This is a genomic window from Azoarcus sp. PA01, from assembly GCA_001274695.2.
In the GTDB taxonomy this organism is placed as follows: Bacteria; Pseudomonadota; Gammaproteobacteria; order Burkholderiales; family Rhodocyclaceae; genus Aromatoleum.
In genome coordinates, this window is sequence record LARU01000002.1 from 324,600 (window position 1) to 344,949 (window position 20,350).

Here is a 20,350-nt window from a genome sequence, read left to right on the forward strand (position 1 = left end):
CAAGACAATGCAATCCTCGCTTTCCTCCCCCCCGCACGCCTCGTCCCACGGCACGCCGAATCGCGCCGCGATCATCTGGGCAGCACTGATCTTCGCCACGATGCTGACGTGGCTCGTCGGCGAACGCGGCGACGCCGGCCCTGCGATCACCGCACTCCTGATGACGATCGCGTTCGCCAAGGGCACCCTGATCATTCTCGATTACATGGCGCTGCGCCGCGCGCCGCTGATGTGGCCGCTGATCGCGCTCGGCTGGATGCTCCTGGTCTGCTCGATGATCGGTCTGGCCTACTGGAAAGGACTTGCAGCATGAAGATGGAAGCGCCCCTCATGGAAATTCCGTTTTACGAGCCGGCCGGCGATGAAATCAGCGTATTCGAGCACGCGTGGAAAAACCGCCTACCGCTGCTGATCAAGGGTCCGACCGGCTGTGGCAAGACGCGCTTCGTCGCGCACATGGCCGCCAAGCTCGGGCTGCCGCTCTACACGGTAGCCTGTCACGACGACCTGACGGCCGCCGATCTCGTCGGCCGCCACCTGATCGGCGACGGCCAGACCGTGTGGTGCGACGGCCCGCTGACGCGCGCGGTGCGCGAAGGCGGCATCTGCTACCTCGACGAAGTCGTCGAGGCGCGCAAGGACACCACGGTGGTGTTGCACCCGCTGGCCGACGACCGCCGCATCCTGCCGATCGACCGCACCGGCGAGTTGCTGTCCGCGCCGCCGTCGTTCATGCTCGTCGTCTCCTACAACCCGGGCTACCAGAACCTGCTGAAAGGCATGAAGCCGTCGACGCGGCAACGTTTCGTCAGCCTGCGTTTCGATTTCCCTGCCAGCGCCCGCGAGGAAGCCATCCTGCTCGGTGAAGCCGGCTGCGTGCCGGACCTCGCGCGGCGACTGGTGTCGATCGCGCATGCGTTGCGCACGCTGAAAGACCAGGATCTCGAGGAAGCGGCGAGCACGCGACTGCTCGTCTATGCGGCGCTGCTGGTGCGCGACGGCATGGACCCGGTCACCGCGTGCCGCGCGGCGATCGTCGAGAGCCTGACCGACGACCCGGAAGTCGCCGAAGCACTGATGGAAGTCGTGGCGGCGACCTTCGGGCGCTGAAACCGGGCCGGCAGCCGGTCCGACCGCAAGGAATCGACGCGATGCCAGAGCCGGAACACGATCTGCTGAAGGAAGACATGCCCGGTCCGCCGCTCGCGGTGGCGGCCGAGTCGCTGTTCCTCGTGAATCTGATGATCGCCCCCGGCCTCGCATTCATCATCCTCGTCGTGCTGTGGTGGCGGCATCGGCTCAGCGCACCGGCGCTCGCGCGCAATCACCTCAAGCAGACCGTCGTCGCCAGCCTGTGGGGCGGCGGCATGCTGGTGGGAGTCAGTGTGGCGGTGTTTCTGCTCGGTGGCTTCACGAACCCGTGGTCGTGGGTCGTCGGGGTGCTGTACTTCGTCTGCTTTCATGCAATGCTGATCCTGTTCGGCGTGATCGGCCTGAACCGCGCGATGCTCGCCCGCCCCTACCGTTTTCCCCTCATCGGCCCGAAGCTCGTCGAGTAGATCATGAACGCCCCGCAGTTCTCGCCCCTTTCACCGCAGACGTCGCCCGACCCGGTTCACGCCGGCAGGCCGGACGCCGCGCGCCAGCCGTCCCGCCGGGTCATCCCGATCGCCGCGGCGAAGCCGGCCGGACACAACCGCACGCAGAAGAAGCGCATCGCGTTCCAGATCGGCTTTTTCACGCTGTTCATTCTCGCGCCGGTGCTCGACCTGTTCCGCTACGACCTCGACGCCGGCCATGCGTGGCTGCTCGGCATGGAATGGCGGCTCGGACTCGACGACTTCATCGCCGGACGCATTGGCGCGCTCGAAGCCGGTTGGAACGTGATGTTCCGCCTCTTCGTGCCGATCTTCGTCGGCGCGGGCGTGTTCCTGTGGGTGTCGTGGAAGTGGGGGCGCCTCTACTGCGGCTGGCTATGCCCGCATTTCTCGGTCGTCGAGACGATCAACAAGCTGATGCAGAAGGCGTCGGGCAAGCCCAGCGTGTGGGTCAAGGAGCCGTTGCCGCCATGGAAGGCCGACGGCACGCCGTGGCGTCCGGACGCGCGGTGGTGGGCCGTCGTCGTTCCCGCCGCGGGGTTCTTCGCGTTCCTGTGGGCGGTGGTGTTCCTGAGCTACCTGCTGCCGCCCGCCGAAGTCTACGGCAACCTCTTCGGCGGCGAATTCACGCGCAACCAGACGATTTTCCTCTCCGCAGCGACCGTCGTGCTGACGATGGAATTCCTTTTCGCCCGTCACCTCTTCTGCCGTTATGCCTGCGCAGTCGGCCTGTTCCAGAGCCTCGCGTGGATGAGCAACCGCGACGCGATGGTGGTCGGTTTCCAGCGCAAGCGCGCCGTCGACTGCGCCAGCTGCCTGCCCGACCGGCAGTCCGCCTGTGACGCGGTGTGTCCGATGCGGCTGACTCCGCGCAACATCAAGCGCCTGATGTTCACCTGCACGCAGTGCGCGCAGTGCGTCGAAGCCTGCGAGCAGAGCCAGCGCGACAACCCTCAGGGGCCGCTGCTCGCGTGGGTGAGCAGCAAAGCCGCCCGCCAGAATGAAGCCGGGTTCCGCTCCGGCAAGGAACGCTAGGATGGAAGAAGTCGTTGGCAAACTCTGGCACCGCTGGGTTACCCGCACGGCGCTGGGCAATCACCCCGAAGCGGTCGTCAAGCTGAAGGAGATCGAGCGCACCGCCGGCGTGTTCTTCCGCGCGCTCGGCGGGGATCCCGGCCTGCGCGTCGCCGCCGCCACAGAGGACGAACACGGCGCGCGCCGCAGTCTGCTGAAACGCATCGCGGGCGCCGGCGAGCGGGCCGCCCGTGCGCGCATGGACGCCTCGACACTGCGGCTGCCGCCGGAGATCGACGCCTTTCCCGAACGCTCGCTGAACCGCGACCTCTACTTGTGGCTCGCCACGCTCGCCGCCGCGCACGACGGCATCGAAGGGGGCGGGCCGGACGAGGCCGACAATGACTTCCGCTGCAACCAGTTCGCGACGTGCGCAGCGCTGCACAGGTGGCCAGGAATCGAGCCGCGCTACCGGCGCCTCGTCGCCGCGTATCTGCCGACGCGTCCCCGTCCCGACAAGCTCCCTGCGGCCGAAGCCGAACGCGAGCGTGCGATTCGCCAGGCGCTCGAAGCGCCGGGCAGCGTCCGTGCGCTGCCGCCGGTCCCGCCGGGAACCCCTCCTGCTCAGCCGGTATTGCTGTGGCTCACCGGTGCCCTGTCCGGCACCGCCGCGAGCCGGCGCAACACCGGCGCCGACCCCGAGCAAACCGCCGACGGCGGACCGCCGTCGTTCGACGAAAGCGAGCGCCATGCCCACCGTGCCGAGCAGGTCGACATGCCGCAGGAAAAGAACGGCCTGCTGATCTTCTTCCGCGCCGAAAGCCTGCTTGCGGTCGCCGAGTTCCTGCGTATCAACCGCCCCACCGATGACGAGCCGGACCCGAACGCCGCCAGCGCCGCCCGCGACCTCGATCACTTGTCGCTCGCGCAGGACACCGACCGCGTCGCCTCGAAAGTGCGCTTCGACCTCGACCTCCCTTCGGCAGCCGAGGACGACATCGTGCTCGGCGCCGGCATCCCGCTGCCGGAATGGGACTACCGCAAAGGCGTGCTGCTGCAGGATCACGTACGTCTGGCCGAGCTTGCCGCGCGCGACGCCCCGCCCTGCCCGCTGCCCGAACCGCTGCGGCGCACTGCGCGGCGGCTGCACCAGCAGTTCGCTGCACTGCAGCCGGGCCGGCGCTGGCTGAAAGCGCGCCCCGACGGCACCGAGCTCGACCTCGACGCGGTGGTCCGCGCGCAGACCGACCGCTCAGTCGGACGCAATCCGTCCGACCAACTGTATCTGTCGCTTGAAAAGCGCGAACGCGATCTGGCCTGCATGGTGCTCGCCGATCTGTCGCTGTCGACCGACAGCTGGGTGTCGAGCGAAGCACGCGTCATCGACGTCATCCGCGACGCGCTGCTGCTGTTCGGCGAAGCACTCGGCGCGACGGGCGATCGCTTCGCGATGGCCGGGTTCTCGTCGGTCAAGCGCAGCCAGGTCCGTTTCCATCGGCTGAAAGACTTCAACGACCGCTTCGACGATCGCATCCGCGGGCGCATCAGCGCGATCAAGCCGGGCTACTACACGCGCCTCGGTGCGGCGATCCGGCGCGCAAGCGAGTTGCTCGCAGCCGAACAGGCCGCCCGGCGCATCCTGCTGATCCTGTCCGACGGCAAGCCGAACGATCTCGACCTGTACGAAGGACGTTACGGCATCGAAGATACACGCGTCGCCGTCGGCGAAGCGCGCAAACATGGACTCGTCCCGTTCTGTGTCACAATCGATCGCGAAGGCGCAGGCTATCTGCCGCACCTCTTCGGGCCGGCCGGTTATGCGGTGATTCGCAAGCCCGAGGAACTGCCGGCGCGACTTCCGCTGTTCTACGCTCAACTGACCCGGTAATCATGCCGCGTACTGCCTGTTCGCCCGGAACCCGAAGCGAATTCCTCTCTTCCGCGGCCTGTCCCGCGATCCACGCCGAGCACGCCGAAACCGACCGCCTGTGCAGGCTGCTGGTGCACGTGCCGCTCCTCAGCGGCTTCAGTCCCGCCGAGATCGCCCGCTTCGCCCACGGCGTGCGCGAGCAGAACGTGGACAGGGGCTGCGTGGTGTTCCACAAGGGCGATCCCTGTCACGGCTTCCACCTGGTGCTGGCCGGCCAGGTCAAGCTCGCTTTCACTTCCGCCGAAGGGCACGAGAAAGTCATCGAGATCATCCTTCCGGGCCAGACGTTCGGCGAGGCGGTGATGTTCATGGACAAGCCCTACGTCGTGATGGCGCAGGCCCTGACCGACTGCAAGCTGCTGCACATCTCGAAGAGCGTCGTGTTCGACGAGATGGACCACGATCCGGTGTTCTGCCGCAAGATCATCGCCGGCCTGTCGCACCGCCTGCACCACCTGATCGCCGACGTCGAGACCTACTCGCTGCGCTCCGGGCGCGAGCGCATCGTCGGCTACCTCCTGCGCCAGGAAGAAATCGACGGCGAGCCGAGGACGAGCGGTTACGTGTCGGTGCGGCTGCCGACCAGCAAAGGCACGATCGCGTCGCGCCTGAACCTCACCCAGGAACATTTCTCCCGCATCCTGCACGAACTCATTGAAGCCGGGTTAATCTGTGTCGAGGGACGCACGATTCACATCCCGGATATCGAAAAGCTGCGCACGACGCAGGGGCAATTCTAGCTCCTGTCGATCTCGGCACTGCGTTTGGCGCAGCCAAGCAGCTATTTCCGAAATGGGTCGCGAGGTCAAAGTATGGATAGCCCGGTAAGCTGGCAGGAATTCGCCGCCTCGGCAGCTCGCCAGGCGAGCAACCTGCATTTCTCCTCGGTAACGGCAAAAATGCGCGGCGTGCATGAGCGTATCCACGAACGGCATCCGGTCATCGAACGCCTCGCGGTCGCGCTCTACGACCCCGACCTGAAACGGCTACGCACGTTCGTCGACAGCACCGACAGCGGCACCTCGCTGCGGGCGTACGAGTGCCCGATCGCCGACGTGCCTTCGCTTCTGGCGATCGCCCGCAGCGGCAAGGCACGCGTCCTCAACGATCTGAGCGCTGCGATCAGCCCCGACTCCCCGCATTCCCGCTGGTTGCTGCACGAAGGCTACCGGTCGAGCCTGACTGTTCCGATCCTGCAGAACGAGCAGCTGCTCGGTTTTCTGTTCTTCGATTCGCGTACGCGCGATGCTTTCCCCGACGACGTGGTCGCCGATCTGCTTCTTTCCGGCCATCTCATCGGAATGATCGTCACGCAGGAACTCTCGACAGTTCAGACGCTCATCGGCGGCCTGCGGCTCGCAAGCCAGTTCGCCCATGTGCGCGATCTCGAGACCGGCGCCCACCTCGACCGCATGGCGCGCTACGCGCGCCTGATCGCGCGCGAGCTCGCGCCGACGCACGGCCTGTCCGACGATTACATCGAACATGTTTTCCTGTTCGCCGCGCTTCACGACATCGGCAAGATAGGAGTCCCGGACAGCATCCTGCTCAAGCCCGGACGGCTCGACGACGCCGAGCGGGAAACGATGCGCGAGCACGTCGCGATGGGCGTGCAAATGGCCGAACGGCTGATCAACGATTTCAGTCTCACCGGGTTCGAAAACATCGCGATGCTGCGCAACATCGTCAGCGCCCATCACGAACGCATGGACGGCAGCGGCTACCCGAGCGGACTGGCGGGCGAGGCGATCCCGCTCGAAGCCCGCATCGTTGCAACCGCCGACGTCTTCGACGCCCTCGCCTGCGCCCGCAGCTACAAGCCCGCCTGGACGCTCGACAACGCGTTCGACGAAATCGCCCGGATGGGCGGCGCCAAGCTCTACGCCCCGACCGTCGCAGCCCTGCTCGAGCGCCGCGAGGAAGTCGAAGAGATCTACCGCCGCTTCCAGGACGACAGCCGGGCTCACTAGCTCCCGCCGGGGCGTCCCGAAGACAACGAAGCGCGCGGCACCGGTACAATCGTGGGGCCGGTCTCCACCGCAGTTGCGCTATAATCTGCCCCGCGCCGGCATAGCTCAGTTGGTAGAGCAACCGCCTTGTAAGCGGTAGGTCATCTGTTCGAGTCAGATTGTCGGCACCAGTAGAATCAAATTCTTATGGCAACTCAGCAGGGTTGCCATTTTCATTTTGTGGGCCAAGACCCAACATCAATTCGGAATGGGGTAGGAACAAAATCCAAATGGCGCGCCGCGGCCCGCGCTCAGCACGCTTCGCCCCGTTTCGACTGATCGCGGCGGCCCTACCAGAATTCGGAGCGCTACGCGCCAATCAGATATTGCGCTTCGGCAAGGGCGCATGGCGCATGTGCAGCGACAAGCCAAGAGCGGCCATGTGGTTCGCATTACGCCCCAGCGCGGTCCCAGGAAGCCGCGGTTCAGACGGACACCAGCACATCGCCCTGGGACTCGGCCAGCACGTGCTTGGTGACGCTTCCGAGCAGCAGGTCCTCCAGCATGCTTTCGCCGTGCTTCCCCATCACGATCAGGTCGCAATCCTGCTCCTGCTCCTGTTCGACGATGTTCCGCGACGCGTCGCCGTGGACGACGATCAGGCGCGTACGCTCCAGCGACAACCCCGCTTCGTCGCGCAGCTCGCGCAGTTTCGCCAGCGCCTCCTGCCGGGCGGCGATGCGATAGCGGGCAAGCAGTTCATCCTCGATCCCCGCGAAGCGCAGCTTGCTCTCGAAAGGCACTTCGAACGCGTGCAGCAACACGATGTCGGCCCGGGGGGCGATGGCTTGCGCATTGCGCAGCGCCCGCAACGAAAACGGCGAAAAGTCGACCGGCACGAGCAGGGTCCGGTAAGCCTCGTGGGGCGGCTGCTTGACGATGAGCATCGGCCAGCGCGTCTTGCGCACCATTCGTTCGGCAGTGGAGCCGATCAACAGGTGTCGCATGAAACTGCTGCCGCGCGCGCCGAGCACGAGGAGATCGGCGGATATCGCGTCCGCCTGCCCGATGATTTCCGGCAGCAGCGGACCCGACGCGACCTGGACCCCCGCTGAGACACCGTGATGTTTCAGCAGATATGCCGCCAGCTCGCGCACTTCTTCCCGTGCGCTATCGAGCACCCGCTGTCCGGTTTCGGGCGGGACGTCGGCAATGAGGAGGCGGAGCTTTTCCACCGCCATGACATTCACGACATGGAACAGATCAAGGCTCGCGCCCACTTCGCCGGCGACGAGCGCGCCGCGGTCGGCGGCGTGTCGCGCCGGAGCCGAAAGATCGGTCGCGACTAGCAGGCGCTTGACGGGATTCATCGCTGCGGCCCTCCATTCGGCAAGAGATGCAGCACGGTGAGCATAACTGTCTTTGCGTTCGACATGGCCTGTGCTCGCTGCTGTGCGTCGATACCTGTCCACGATATTACCCTACGTCGGCATGAGGGAGTTCCGGCGACCAGGATTCGTGCTGCTCGTGACGGTGACGGATCGCGGAATTGGAGAAACCGATGATGCACTCGGCACCGCTGGCTGCGGCCGAAGGACCGGCGGGGGCCAGTCGGCGGCGGGAACCGCGCACGCAGGCGCCGCAGGACGTAAAATCGGCCGATGACATCGAATGCACTCAACGACGACGCCGAGGATGACTCGCCCCCTGCAGTGAAGGAAGCGCGGCTGTGGCGTGACGACGGATGGACTGCCCGCGTCATCAAGAACGAAGACGACGAAGGTTGGGCGGTCGAGATGATCCTGGACGGCGAACCGGAGCCCGCCCTGGTCGGACCGTGGACGATGGGGCGCGACAAGAAGAACCCGAAGCCGCTCGACGTCAACGCGTTCAACACGCTCGTCAAGACCGCCTCGGAGGTGCTGCGCCGCCACGAGCAGCAACGGCACGCGATGTTCCACAAAACAGTAACCGTGAACACGCCCTCCGGACGGATCAGCGTCACGCTCGACATCGTCCCGGACGAATTCGATCCACATGCGTTGCTCGCGGCGTTCGATGCCACCGGCGACGAACTGGCCGCGCTGCGCGTGGACGCCGGGTTCAAGCTGACGACGACGAGCGCGAACGCGTGGCTCGAAACGCTGTTGCCGGACTCAAGTGGCGCGGATCCGGATTCCGCTCACCGCGATAGCCGGGATTGACCCGAAGCGAGCCACGCCCGCCCGGCATCTCCGGAGGCGCTCACCGCGATTGGGGTTCATCGAGCAGGAACGAGATCGCATCGCGCCACCAGCGCTCATCGACGTGATCGACCCAGTCGTTGTGGTCCGCGCCCTCCACCACCGCGAGCCGCTTGGGTTCTCCGAGCGCTTCATAAAGGGCGGCGCCGAAGCGGGCGGGAACGATGCTGTCCCGCTCCGCGACCACCACCAGCACCGGGCGGCCGGCCGACGCCAGATGGGCGGCACTGTCGTACCGGTCGTGTAGCAGCCAGTGCACCGGCAGCCACGGATAGTGGAAGGTCGCGACGTTCTCGAGGCGATCCCAGGGCGTGATGAGCAGCAGCCCGGCAGTCCTGTCGCGCCGGCTCGCGCTCGCCGCCGCCGCGACGCCGGCGCCAAGGGAGTCGCCGATGAGCAGCAGCGGTCCGCCGTACAGGCGATGGGCGAGCGCGACGGTATGTTCGGCATCGACGACGAGGTTCTGTTCGCCTACCGCCCCGCCGCGCGGACCGTAGCCCGCATACTCCGCCAGGATCACGCGCAGTCCCAGCCTCGTGAGGCGCGCCGCGTAGAAATCCCGGTGCCCGGCATGGCCGGCGTTGCCGTGAAAGACAATTGCCGTGGCCCGCGCGGAGCCCTCCGGCTCGGCGATGAGACCGCGAAAGTCCTCGGGCCTCGGCCACGCGGCGAGCCGCTCGGACACGACCTCGTCGAGCGTGGCCGTGTCGGGGAAATAAAGCCAACGGTCCTGGAACATGGTGACCCCGGCGATCATGATCAGAGAGGCAATGGCGAGCCGCAGCATCGTTCGGGAGAGCACTTTCGCCTCGTGCGAGCGCGGCCTGCGCCAGCCGATACGCCGCGTGACTGCGTTACGTGCGCCTTTTCAGCTGCGACTTCAGCTCCGCGAACGGCTGGTGCGTGGCCGGGGAAAGCGCCTCGCCCCGGACGCTGCGCCCGGCGTTATCGAGGATTTGCGAATGCTCGGCGTCATGGCAATAAACGCAGAGCAATTCCCAGTTGCTGCCATCGGGCCGGTTATTGTCGTGGTTGTGGTCGCGGTGATGCACAGTGAGCTGGTATACGTTCTCACGCGTGAATTCGCGTGCGCAGCGGCCGCAGATCCACGGATAGATCTTCAGCGCCCGCTCCCGATACCCCTGCTCGCGCTGCTCCCGGGCGCGTCGCGCTTCGGCGACGAGCCGGTCGAGCCGCTCGTGATCCGGTTTGCTCATCTCGACTGCTCCCGCGAAAGCCTGATGCCGACACACATTGTCGCGCGGCAAGCGAGACGATTCAAATACCCCGCGCACCTCGGCGATCGACTCCGTTGTCCGAAAAGATGCTCGCCCGCCCCAATCTGCCCTTGCGCGCGATCGCGTTACCATGAGCGGCCACGACAACCATGATGAGACGCGCCTCGCGAATCGAGGCGGCACTTTGGAGCAAGCAGGATGGATATTGCAGTGATGGGTGCCGGCGCAGTCGGCTGCTACTACGGTGGCATGCTCGCCCGCGCCGGCCACGACGTGGTGCTGATCGGCCGGGCCGCGCATGTCGAGGCAGTGCAGCGCGACGGACTGTTCCTCGATACGCAGACTTTCCAGGCGCACGTGCCGATGCGCGCGAGCACCGACGCCGCGGCCGTACGGGGAGCGCAACTCGTGCTGTGCTGCGTGAAGTCGACCGATACTGCCGATGCAGCGGCGCAAATGGCGCCGCATCTAGCACCGGACGCAATCCTGCTGAGCCTGCAAAACGGCGTCGACAACGCGTCGCGGCTGCAGGCGCTGCTCGGACGCGAAGTGGCGCCGGCGGTCGTCTATGTCGCGACCGAAATGGTCGCTCCGGGCCACGTCAGGCACCATGGACGCGGCGAACTCGTGATCGGCCCGTCGGCCGCGAGCGAGGCACTAGCGAAGCTGTTCGCCGAGGCCGGCGTGCCGGTGCAGATCTCGGACAACGTCATGGGCGCGTTGTGGGCCAAGCTGATCCTCAACTGTGCGTACAACGCACTGTCCGCGATCACCCAGCTGCCCTACGGTCGCCTCGTGCACGGCGTAGGAGTCGAAGACGTGATGCGCGATGTCGTGCGGGAGTGCCTCGCCGTCGCGCACGCCGAAGGCGTGAAACCGCCCGGGGATCCCTGGGACGCCGTGCAGCAGATCGCGCGCACGATGCCGACGCAGTTCTCCTCGACTGCACAGGACCTCGCGCGCGGCAAACGCAGCGAGATCGACCATCTCAACGGTTACGTGCTGCGCAAGGGCGAAGCCTGCGGCATTGCGACGCCGGTCAATCGCGTCCTGCACAGCCTGGTCAAGCTGCTCGAAACGCGGCAGGCCGGCTGAAAATCCGGCAAGCCGTCGCCATGCCGACCGGTACGGGCGGCAAGCTGTTCCGCGCCGTCGGGCCTACTCGCCGTTGAGCGAGCGCTGCAGCACTTCGAGCACCGCCCTCAGGTCTTCGATCGGCACCTGTCCCGGCGCGGACGCCTGCTGGCCGACGGCGAAGCTCACCGACGAGCCGAACACCCAACCGAACAGGCGGCTCAGCGAACCATAGGCGCCCATCGACATGCTGATCAGCGGAAGCCGGATCATCTTCTGCGCTTCCAAAGTGGCCTGCAGCAGCGTCAGCACGTCCTCGAGCCCGTGCGGCATCACCGCGACCTTCGCAATGTCGGCGCCCGCTTCCTCCATCGCGACGAGCTTCGCGACGATCCGGGCGGCCGGGGGTGTCTTCGCAAAATCGTGGAACGACGCGATGAGCTTCGTGCCGGTCTCGCGGGCGAGCGCGACCGCCTGCTCGAAATGCGCCGGCTCGCTGCTCAACTCGTAGTCGAGGAAATCGACCGCGCCCGAACGGACAACTGCTCGGTACATCGACAGCACCTCGTCCTCCGACAGACCGATCGGCTCGCCGCCTTCACGGGTCGAGCGGCGGGTGAAGATGAGCGGAATGCCGGCTGAACGCGCGCGGATCTCCTTCGCGAGCTTGACGACACGGTCGACGTCGGAAATGCCGGAATAGAAGTCTACCCGCCACTCGAGAAGATCCGGCCGCTTCGCGACGATCACCTCCAGCTCGTGCAGCACCGCCGCCTCGTCCCGCCCGACGAGCGGCGCGCAGATCAACGGCTCCTTGCCACCGGCGACCAGTTGGCCTTTCACTTCGAGCGATCGCGTCATTGCCATCAATTGATTCCTTGAAATCTCGAACACGTCCGGGTGCGGGCAGCCGCCGAGCCTGGGACCGAGGAATGCCGGGATTGCCGAAAACACTGTTCCCGCACGCCAAACCCGTCCGGCCGACAGCATAGCGTCGCCCGCCCGTTCCTTGTAGCCGGCGCATCGCCTGCCTCGGCATTTTTCGGCAATATTTCTTGACGGCATACACGAGGTCGACTATAGTTCTGTTTCTCCGACGCGGGGTGGAGCAGTCTGGCAGCTCGTCGGGCTCATAACCCGAAGGTCGCAGGTTCAAATCCTGCCCCCGCAACCAATAAAGTACAGAAAACCCAATCACTTCACGGTGGCTGGGTTTTTTGCTTTTGGGGGGTGCCGGACGCGCCGCCCAGACTCGCTCGCTGCTCACCGTGCTGCGGGACCGTTACCCTCCGTTTCGCATGAACGCGGCCATGATTCCCGATTACCGCTCGACGCGGGCCGGCTCACCGTCGTGCTGCCCGCCGCAGCAACAGGTCGCCGAACACGGTGCATTCGTCCTCCTTGCGCGCGGGGCCCGGCGAATCGTAGAGGACGAGCCATGCGGGCGTGGGCAGGCCGAGCTCACGCGGCACTTCGCAAATCGCCTCCGCCCGGTTGATGCCGCGTCCGTGCGGCAGGGACAGCCGCTGCGGCAACGCGGCCTCGAAACGCACCGGCTCCCGGTTCCCCGCCAGCACCGTACGGGCGTTTGCCCACCTGAACACGCGGATGTCGCCGTCGAGCACCATCGTCGGCCCGGCGAGGAGGTGCAGATCGTCGCCGGAAAAGTGCAGGTCGCGGATGCCGAGGCCTTCGAGTTGCAGGAAATGCTTGCGGACGAGCGTGTCGCCGTCGTCGAGCGGAGCCAGCCGCAAGTCTTCGCCGTGCGCTTGGACGGCGATCTCGAGCAAAGCGGCCCAGCCTCGCAGCACGGGCCCCCGCAGCCCCAGCAGCAGCCGCTTCCCGTCGACCGCGAGCCCCTCGATGTCGAAGCCGTTGTCCTTGCCGGGAAGGGTCAGGTACGGCCCGAAGTGAGGGTCGTCGTCGAGCAGCGCAGTCAGTTCGTTCGCGCGGGCGTCCCCGGCGAGCCTCTGCGCGCGGCGGCCGTCCCTGGCTTCGCGCACGAGACACGGCACGCCGTCCCGGTCCGCCTCGATCGGAACACGCGCGAGCACCCTGCGGTTCGCGTCGAGCGTCACTTTCGCGAGACGCTTCGCGTTATCGGCATGCGATCGACGGGTCTTCGCGTTCTTGCGCTTGAGCCCGTGCGAGCCGACCACCCACAGGTAGCCGTCGACGACCGCCATCCCCTCCAGGTCGGCCTCTTCATCGGGCTCGCCGGGCAGATCCAGCAGGTCGGCAAGGGGCACGTTGTAGGGATCCCCGTACCGCAACGCTTCGCTGCCGACCGGTTCGAGACGCCGCAGCCGATCGATGCCGCAGGCTTCGTCACCGGCGACCCACAACCAGTCTCCTGAAAAAGCGGCTCCCGAGAGGTTGGTGTGGACGAGCGAGTCCGGCGAGAACTCCAGACGTACCGCGTTGCCGATGCGTGAATTGGGCATGAGTTTCACCTCAGCAGGATTCAACCGGGCAGCGCCGCAAGTGGTACTTTTGCAGCGTTTGCGTTTCCCCCAGGAGAGTGGCGCATATGTCAGCAACTACGCAAGCCGTTCCGGCGCGCATCGATTCCCGGATGCCGACGCTGTTCATTCCCCACGGTGCCGGCCCGTGCTTCTTCATGGACTGGAACCCGCCCACGGCGTGGGATGCGATGGCGGACTTCCTCAGGAATGTGGCCGGTACCCTGCCGCAACGCCCGCAAGCCGTGGTCGTCGTTTCAGCGCACTGGCTCGAGCCGGTGTTCAGCGTCACCAGTGGCGCACGGCCGGAGCTGATCTACGATTACCACGGTTTCCCGCCCCACACGTACGAACTGCGCTATGAGGCGCCGGGCGAGCCCCGCCTCGCGGAGCGGATTGCCGCGCTGCTCGGCCAGGCGCAGCTGCCGGCCAAAACGGATGCCCACCGCGGCTTCGATCACGGCATGTTCATTCCGCTGAAGCTGATGTTCCCGGCGGCCGATATCCCGGTGGTGCAACTGTCGCTGCGTCGCGATCTCGATCCGCTCGCGCATGTGCAGGCCGGCCAAGCGTTGGCGGCGCTGCGTGATGAAGGGGTGTTGATCGTCGGCAGCGGCATGAGCTTTCACAACATGCGCGGTTACGGTGACCCCAGTTTCGGGCCCGTGTCCGACGAGTTCGACCGCTGGCTCACCGCGGCAGTCGAGGCGCCGCCGCAGTCCCGTCATCAGGCGCTGGTCGATTGGGCGCACGCACCTTCGGCCCGTCTTTCGCACCCGCTGCAGGCCGAAGAGCATCTGCTGCCGCTGATGGTGGTCGCCGGGGCCGCCGGCGAGGACCGAGGTCAGCGGGTCTTTGCGGATCGCGTGCTCGAAACCACGCTTTCGGCTTTCCGGTTCGGCTGAAGCAACGACACGACGGCTGCCCGCGGGAGTAGCTTCGCGGCGCGGTTCAGGAGTGCGCCACGTGCGCACTCCGTTCGTGTGCAGGAGGAAACCACCTGAGCAATTTCTCGAGACGTTGCGGCTCTTGCTGAAGATCGCTCAGGTGGTATTTCCCGAGCACCGCCAGGAACGCTTCCTGCGCCTCGTCCATGATGCCCACCAGCCGGCATGACGGCAGGATCCTGCAGGTCGGCTCGTGGCAGTTTATCGGCGTCAGCGTCTCCTCCACGGCCTCGACCACCGTGCGCAAGTTGATTTTCGTCGCGGGACGATTCAGGCGAATGCCGCCGCCTTTCCCTCTGAGCGCTTCGATGTACCCCAGCTTGGCGAGGTGGTTCACGATCTTGACGAGATGATTGCGGGGAATGTCGAAATGCTCCGACACGATCGAGATCGTTACCAGTTCGGCGGGTTTTTGCAGTCCGAGGAAAATCAGCGTACGGAACGCGTAATCGGTATATCGGGTCAGTTGCATCGCGGGCTCTTCGCATGTCCCGGCACTTCTGCCCCCTTCCCACTGGAGCACAGATCCAGACAGGACGGACCGGGCAATCGGCCGTACACGTCAGATTACCACGCGGTCACGCGATAGGTGTATCTGTGATGCAGCTTATGATGAAGCGAGCGACCCTTCCGGGCCGCCCGCATCCCGTTTCCGCTCGTCGGCGAAAGCGACGCCGCGCTCGTCGAAGAGCGCGGACAGGCCTCAGAGCAGTGCGGGCAGCTGTTGCAGCAGCGCCATGCCGTTGCCCAGATGCTTGCCGGTCACGACATAGCCCACCAGTTCGCCCTCGTCATTGACCGCCTTGCCCGTCAGGCCGGTTTCATCGGTTTCCACCGTCCATTGAAGGCCGTCGGCGACCGTCACCCCGCCGACCTGGATCGGCATTGCGGGCGTTTTCACCATCGTCGGCATCGCCGGCAGGCGCAGCCCGGTCCGTTCACCGGCGAGCGTTTTCGCCAGCGCCTGGGCCGCCAGCGACAGCGGATGCATGAACGGCAGCACCCGCCCTTCGATCTCCGCGCAGTCGCCCAGCGCATAGATATGCGCGCTGCTGCTCTGCAACTGCGGATCGACCCGGATTCCGCGATCGACCTCGAGGCCGGCCGCCTTCGCGAGTTCGACGCGCGGCCGCACGCCCGCCGCCGCCAACACCGTGTCCACTTCAAACGTTTCCCCGTCCGAAAGCCGCACGGTGACCCCTCCAGCGCTCGAGTCGATCGACACGATGTTTTGCCCCAGATGCAGCCGGCACCCCTTCTGCACCAGCCGGGTTTCCAGCTCCTGGCTGACGAATTCGGGCAACACTCTGGCAAGCGTACGGGGCGCGACATCGGTCAGCCACACTTGCTGCCCGCCTTCGGCCAGATCGAGCGCGACCTCGGTGCCGGTCAGGCCCGCTCCGATCACCAGCACCCGCTTTCCCTGCGAGAGCTGGTGCAGATAGGTTTCGTAGTCCGAGAGATTGTTCAGCGTGATCACCCGATCGACAGCGTTTCCTTCGAGCGGAGGGATCCACGGAGTCGCCCCGAGCGCGAGGACGAGATCCCTGTAAGGCTGGATTTCACCGCCGAAACTGATCGTCTTCGCCTCGGCGTCGATCGAATCCACCCGCGTATGCGTCCTGATCGTGACGTTGAACTCGCGGGCAAGCTCTTCCGGCGAACGCTGCACCAGATCCGACGGCCCGAGCTTGCGGCTGAAGCCATGGACCAGCTGGGGCTTCGGGTAGTCCGCGCCCGCGTCGGCGGTGATCACCAGCACCGGCGTGTCCTGATCCCGGGCGCGGAAAGCACGGACCAGCTGATAAGTGGCACTGCCGCCGCCGATGATCACGACCGGCGCGGGCTGAAGCCCGTCGCCGCGGGAAGCGTCCGCCGCGCCGTCCCGATGCGGATGCAGAGGCTCGAACTCGGTTTTGCCGAGAAGGCATTCGGGGCACAGGAACGTTTCCGGCACCGCGGACCACGGCGTGCCGGCCTGGACGCCCTGCCCCGATTCTCCCTTCGTCGGGTCATAAACCCAGCCGCAGGTCCGGCACCTCATCGACCCGCCGTCAGCCGCCGCGACGCTCTGGGTCGCCTCCGCTGCAACGGAAGTCGCGGCCGGGCGGGCCGGTTGCCGGGCGAACGCGGACGCAGGCGCACTTTTCCCGATCTCGTCGGGGGTGTGATCGCCACGCCATTGCTGCGCGATATGCCGGCCGAACGCGAGGCATTCGTCGAGCGCGCCGTCAGTCGGCTTCCAGACCGCTTCGATCCCGCCGCTGACCTTGAAGCCTGCCTCCTCGAGCCGCTGGGCGATGCGGTCGACCGCGCCGCCGCTCCAGCCGTGGCTGCCGAACGACGCCGCGTGCTTGCCGCGGAAACGCAAGCCGCGCATTTCTTCGAGCAGCGCGGCGACATGGGGCAGCATGCCGTTATTGACGGTCGGAGAACCGACCAGAATGCCTTTCGACTTGAACACCTGGGTCAGCACGTCGTTCTTGTCGGAGATCGCCAGGTTGAACATCTTGACTTCGACCGACGGATCAGCCGAACGGATCCCCTTGGTGATCGCCTCCGCCATTTGCCGCGTGCCGTTCCACATCGTGTCGTAGATCAGCGTGATCTGGTTTTCCTGGTAATCGTCGGCCCACGCGAGGTATTGCTCGACGATCTGCGCCGGATTGTCGCGCCAGATGATGCCGTGCGACGTGCAGATCATTTCCAGCGGCAGCTTGAACGACAGCACTTCGTGGATCTTCGCGGTAACCCGCGCACTGAACGGCGTGAGGATGTTCGCGTAGTACTTGAGACACTCGGCGCGCAGTTCCTCCTGGTCAACGAGGTCGTTGAACATCTGCTCGCTGGCGTAGTGCTGGCCGAAGGCGTCGTTGCTGAACAGCACCGCATCCCCGGCGAGGTAGGTCATCATGCTGTCCGGCCAGTGCAGCATCGGCGCTTCGACGAAGACGAACTGCTTGCCGTTGCCCAGATCCAGCGTATCCCCGGTCTTGACGACTTTGAAATTCCAGTCCTTGTGAAAGTGTCCTTTCAGGGACTTCACACCGTTTTCGGTGCAGTAAATCGGCGTATTCGGAATCCTCGCCAATAAGGCCGGCAATGCGCCGCTGTGATCGATTTCAGCGTGGTTCGCGATGATGTAGTCGATCTTGTCTAGATCGATTTCCTTTTCCAGATTGTCGACGAACTCCTGCGCGTACGGACTCCAGACCGTATCGATCAACGCCACTTTTTCCTCGCGCACGAGATAGCTGTTATAGCTCGACCCTTTGTGCGTCGAGTATTCCGCACCATGGAACTCCCGCAGCTCCCAATCCTGCTTTCCGACCCACGTGATATTACTTTTCACCGCAAACGACATTGCACGCTCCTGTTTCGATAAAGGTATCAGCCCCTGAAGTACCGGACGTAAATTATGAATGTTTAATAAACACGTTACATGCTTCTTATCTTTTTCAACTCCACCCCGGACGTGGCACGGAGACGGGAACATGCATCCGTTATTCCGTTCATCTACCGCTCAACAACCCTATTCTTCCGCCGCCACGAGCGGTACCGGAAGCCTGCCACTTCGCCGAAAGCAAGGACTGCAGGCTATCAGAAGATGTATCTTTATTGCAACTTCAAATCAATTTATTTCACAGAATCGCTCCATACGCGAAACTTGCAGGAATTTGGATTGATCTTCATCAATTCCGGCGCCGGCTCCGCTCCCGGCATTATCCAGATATCATCAATACCATTGCGGCATCGTCGTTTTTTCCCCACAAAACAGAAATGGATATTCCTGGATTTTATCGCCGGCACGGCTCCGCATTCGAGGCAGTCGAATTTCCATGAAGCGATAACGGTTTAATCATGATTTTTAAAAAATAATCTAAATCAAAGTGCGCGATCGCGACGGCGCTTATTCTGAATCACGACGCAACTGAATTGCGCCGCCATTTCAATCAAATTAATCGTCACATTATCTTTGGGGTTAAAAATGCAGAAATATCTGAAAAGCACAGGCCTCGCTCTTGTCGCCGCATTGGGCGCCTCCGTCGCGATCGCCGATTCTTCATCGGCACCCGTGCGCATCGGCGCGGACGCCGCGTCGCACAATCACGTCATGCGCGCGACCGCCGGATTGCACAACGAGCCGGTGGTGAATGGGTGGCGCCGCATCGGAGGAGAAGCCGTGTGGGTGCTCGACATGAAGACGACAGCGGGCTCGGAAGGAAAAACGCGCGCCCAGGTCCATCAGGAGCTGATCGCGTTCCGGAACGACCCGGAAGCGCTCCGGCGGCACGACAGCTTCTATCAGTGGCCGTGATACCAAGGAGCGGTGCTCCTCATAGGCAAAACCGGCACACAGCCGGGTTTTGCCTCTTTCCCGCGACTTGGAAATGACGCCATCTCGCTGCCGATCTTCAAGTCCGGTCGATCTTCAAGTCCGGCCGATCGGACGAGAGCGGCGCCGCGCGAATGGGCGCAGGCGGCAAGCGCCGGAAATCCTGGGGAGCGAAGTACTACAGGCGAGGATCAACACGTAGCGGCCCGAGTTTCGCAGTCCCGTCTGTGTCGTGCCGCCCGACGGCGGAGCCGGCGTTGCGCCTATACTATGGACGCCGGCAGGATTCATTCAGCCACGAAGTGGAGGCGTATTGACAATGCCTGACGAGCGGAGATCGATCATGCCCTGCACTCACGACCCCCGCCGGAATCGCCTTCTCGCTGCCCTGCCCGCGCGGGAGTACGCCCGCCTCCTACCCAGCCTGGAATGGGTCCCGATGCCCCTGGGCAAAGTGCTTTACGAGTCGGGTGCCCAGATGCGCCACGTCTATTTCCCTACCGACGCGATCGTGTCACTGCTCTATGTCATGCAGGACGGCGCGTCGGCCGAGATCGCCGTGGTCGGCAACGAGGGCATTGTCGGCATCTCCCTCTTCATGGGCGGCGAGACCACGCCGAGCCGTGCCGTCGTGCAAAGCGCCGGCCACGCGTTCCAGCTGAAAGGGCAGCTGCTGAAGGATGAATTCGAACGTACCGGAGGGCGTCGCTCGGGCGCCTTTCATGATTTGCTGCTTCGTTACACCCAGGCGCTGCTGACCCAGATGGCGCAGACAGCGGTCTGCAACCGGCACCATTCTCTCGACCAGCAGCTGTGTCGCTGGTTGCTGCTGAGTCTCGATCGCCTCCCGTCGAATGAGCTGCTCATGACTCAGGAACTGATCGCCAACATGCTCGGTGTGCGCCGCGAGGGCGTCTCGGAAGCTGCCGGAAACCTGCACAAGGCGGGGTTGATCACGTACCACCGCGGCCACATCACGGTGCTGGACCGACCGGGCCTCGAAGCACGCGCCTGCGAATGCTACGCAGTGGTCAGGGCGGAATGCGATCGCCTGCTTCCGTCACCGCATGATCGCCAAGGCGGAGACGTCTCCGCAAGGTAGATCCCCGGCAAGCATCGCAGTTGTGTGCGATGGCAGACAGACGCTCGCGATCGAATCGACTATTGGTATCCGTACGGCCGGCGGCACTTCCGGCATCCACGTCGATCGCCAACGCTCCCCCCCACGCTCACGAATGCCGTGCCGCCATCCGGATCGTGGCTCTCAACCTGACGGACAAGGAGAATCTCATGCTCTATACCATTGCAGTCGTACTGCTGATCCTGTGGCTACTCGGGCTGGTCACCTCCACCACCATCGGGGGATTCATCCACATCCTGCTGGTGGTCGCGATCGTGATCGTGCTGCTCAGAATCATCAGCGGGCGCAAAGTGTTGTAACGGTGCTTCGGCCCGCAACCGGATTCATCACGTATCCGATGTCAGGACGGTCGCCGCACCGGCAAAGACAAGGGCCGGGTCGCAAGCCGGTGAACCGGCGGGTTGACGACATGAGGAGG

Annotated in this window: 20 protein-coding genes and 2 tRNA genes; 15 read left to right on the forward strand and 7 right to left on the reverse strand. The window is 64.8% G+C overall.

Features of this window, described 5'->3' with window-relative positions:
* Positions 1-7 precede the first annotated feature (7 nt).
* From PA01_02530 to PA01_02565, 8 genes are all read left to right on the forward strand, one after another.
* On the forward strand, positions 8-313 hold the full coding sequence (locus PA01_02530) for a cytochrome C oxidase subunit IV family protein (protein ID KON80667.1): 306 nt from the start codon (positions 8-10) through the stop codon (positions 311-313).
* A complete protein-coding gene (locus PA01_02535) occupies positions 310-1,110 on the forward strand; it encodes a CbbQ/NirQ/NorQ/GpvN family protein (GenBank protein ID KON80668.1) in 801 nt (266 codons plus the stop codon). The genes PA01_02530 and PA01_02535 overlap by 4 nt, the downstream gene beginning before the upstream one ends.
* Before the next feature lie 41 nt (positions 1,111-1,151).
* Positions 1,152-1,559: a hypothetical protein gene (locus tag PA01_02540; protein KON80669.1), complete on the forward strand. Its 408-nt coding sequence runs from the start codon at positions 1,152-1,154 to the stop codon at positions 1,557-1,559.
* A gap of 3 nt (positions 1,560-1,562) precedes the next feature.
* Positions 1,563-2,633: a 4Fe-4S binding protein gene (locus PA01_02545; protein KON82256.2), complete on the forward strand. Its 1,071-nt coding sequence runs from the start codon at positions 1,563-1,565 to the stop codon at positions 2,631-2,633.
* Position 2,634: 1 nt separating this feature from the next.
* Complete coding sequence (locus PA01_02550) at positions 2,635-4,500, forward strand: VWA domain-containing protein (GenBank protein ID KON80670.1); 1,866 nt, start codon at positions 2,635-2,637, stop codon at positions 4,498-4,500.
* A gap of 2 nt (positions 4,501-4,502) precedes the next feature.
* Positions 4,503-5,282, forward strand: a complete 780-nt coding sequence (locus PA01_02555) for a Crp/Fnr family transcriptional regulator (GenBank protein KON80671.1) — start codon at positions 4,503-4,505, stop codon at positions 5,280-5,282.
* Positions 5,283-5,354: 72 nt separating this feature from the next.
* Positions 5,355-6,512, forward strand: coding sequence for an HD domain-containing protein (locus PA01_02560; protein KON80672.1), 1,158 nt, complete (start codon positions 5,355-5,357; stop codon positions 6,510-6,512).
* Positions 6,513-6,606: 94 nt separating this feature from the next.
* Positions 6,607-6,682: transfer RNA gene (locus PA01_02565), tRNA-Thr, on the forward strand.
* A 294-nt stretch (positions 6,683-6,976) separates the two neighbouring features.
* Here PA01_02565 and PA01_02570 read toward each other — a convergent pair.
* Complete coding sequence (locus PA01_02570) at positions 6,977-7,861, reverse strand: universal stress protein (GenBank protein ID KON80673.1); 885 nt, start codon at positions 7,859-7,861, stop codon at positions 6,977-6,979.
* Between the two features lie 291 nt (positions 7,862-8,152).
* Between PA01_02570 and PA01_02575 the strand changes: the two genes are divergently transcribed.
* A complete protein-coding gene (locus tag PA01_02575; GenBank protein KON80674.1) occupies positions 8,153-8,695 on the forward strand; it encodes a hypothetical protein in 543 nt (180 codons plus the stop codon).
* Positions 8,696-8,735: 40 nt separating this feature from the next.
* Here PA01_02575 and PA01_02580 read toward each other — a convergent pair whose 3' ends face one another.
* Positions 8,736-9,536, reverse strand: a complete 801-nt coding sequence (locus tag PA01_02580) for an alpha/beta hydrolase (GenBank protein KON80675.2) — start codon at positions 9,534-9,536, stop codon at positions 8,736-8,738.
* A gap of 52 nt (positions 9,537-9,588) precedes the next feature.
* Entirely contained in the window at positions 9,589-9,951 is a 363-nt protein-coding gene (locus PA01_02585) for a YajD family HNH nuclease (GenBank protein ID KON80676.1), read from the reverse strand.
* Positions 9,952-10,170: 219 nt separating this feature from the next.
* Between PA01_02585 and PA01_02590 the strand changes: the two genes are divergently transcribed.
* On the forward strand, positions 10,171-11,067 hold the full coding sequence (locus PA01_02590) for a 2-dehydropantoate 2-reductase (GenBank protein KON80677.1): 897 nt from the start codon (positions 10,171-10,173) through the stop codon (positions 11,065-11,067).
* Positions 11,068-11,130: 63 nt separating this feature from the next.
* Here PA01_02590 and aroD read toward each other — a convergent pair whose 3' ends face one another.
* On the reverse strand, positions 11,131-11,913 hold the full coding sequence (aroD, locus tag PA01_02595) for a type I 3-dehydroquinate dehydratase (protein ID KON80678.1): 783 nt from the start codon (positions 11,911-11,913) through the stop codon (positions 11,131-11,133).
* Between the two features lie 230 nt (positions 11,914-12,143).
* Between aroD and PA01_02600 the strand changes: the two genes are divergently transcribed.
* A tRNA-Met gene (locus tag PA01_02600) sits at positions 12,144-12,220 on the forward strand.
* A 169-nt stretch (positions 12,221-12,389) separates the two neighbouring features.
* Here PA01_02600 and PA01_02605 read toward each other — a convergent pair.
* A complete protein-coding gene (locus tag PA01_02605; GenBank protein ID KON80679.1) occupies positions 12,390-13,490 on the reverse strand; it encodes a DUF3616 domain-containing protein in 1,101 nt (366 codons plus the stop codon).
* 86 nt (positions 13,491-13,576) lie between these two features.
* Here PA01_02605 and PA01_02610 point away from each other — a divergent pair, with 86 nt between their 5' ends.
* A complete protein-coding gene (locus PA01_02610) occupies positions 13,577-14,413 on the forward strand; it encodes a dioxygenase (GenBank protein ID KON80680.1) in 837 nt (278 codons plus the stop codon).
* Positions 14,414-14,459: 46 nt separating this feature from the next.
* Here PA01_02610 and PA01_02615 read toward each other — a convergent pair whose 3' ends face one another.
* Both PA01_02615 and norV read right to left on the reverse strand, forming a co-directional pair.
* Positions 14,460-14,927, reverse strand: a complete 468-nt coding sequence (locus PA01_02615; GenBank protein ID KON80681.1) for an Rrf2 family transcriptional regulator — start codon at positions 14,925-14,927, stop codon at positions 14,460-14,462.
* A gap of 231 nt (positions 14,928-15,158) precedes the next feature.
* Positions 15,159-17,807, reverse strand: coding sequence for an anaerobic nitric oxide reductase flavorubredoxin (gene norV / locus PA01_18470; GenBank protein ID KAI5913011.1), 2,649 nt, complete (start codon positions 17,805-17,807; stop codon positions 15,159-15,161).
* Positions 17,808-18,443: 636 nt separating this feature from the next.
* Between norV and PA01_02625 the strand changes: the two genes are divergently transcribed.
* The 3 genes from PA01_02625 (at position 18,444) to PA01_18475 (ending at position 20,231) form a co-directional block, all read left to right on the forward strand.
* A complete protein-coding gene (locus tag PA01_02625; protein ID KON80682.2) occupies positions 18,444-18,773 on the forward strand; it encodes a hypothetical protein in 330 nt (109 codons plus the stop codon).
* 457 nt (positions 18,774-19,230) lie between these two features.
* A complete protein-coding gene (locus PA01_02630) occupies positions 19,231-19,893 on the forward strand; it encodes a Crp/Fnr family transcriptional regulator (GenBank protein KON80683.2) in 663 nt (220 codons plus the stop codon).
* 188 nt (positions 19,894-20,081) lie between these two features.
* Positions 20,082-20,231 carry a lmo0937 family membrane protein gene (locus PA01_18475; protein ID KAI5913012.1) on the forward strand — a complete coding sequence of 50 codons (150 nt, stop codon included), beginning with the start codon at positions 20,082-20,084 and terminating at the stop codon, positions 20,229-20,231.
* Positions 20,232-20,350: the final 119 nt, after the last annotated feature.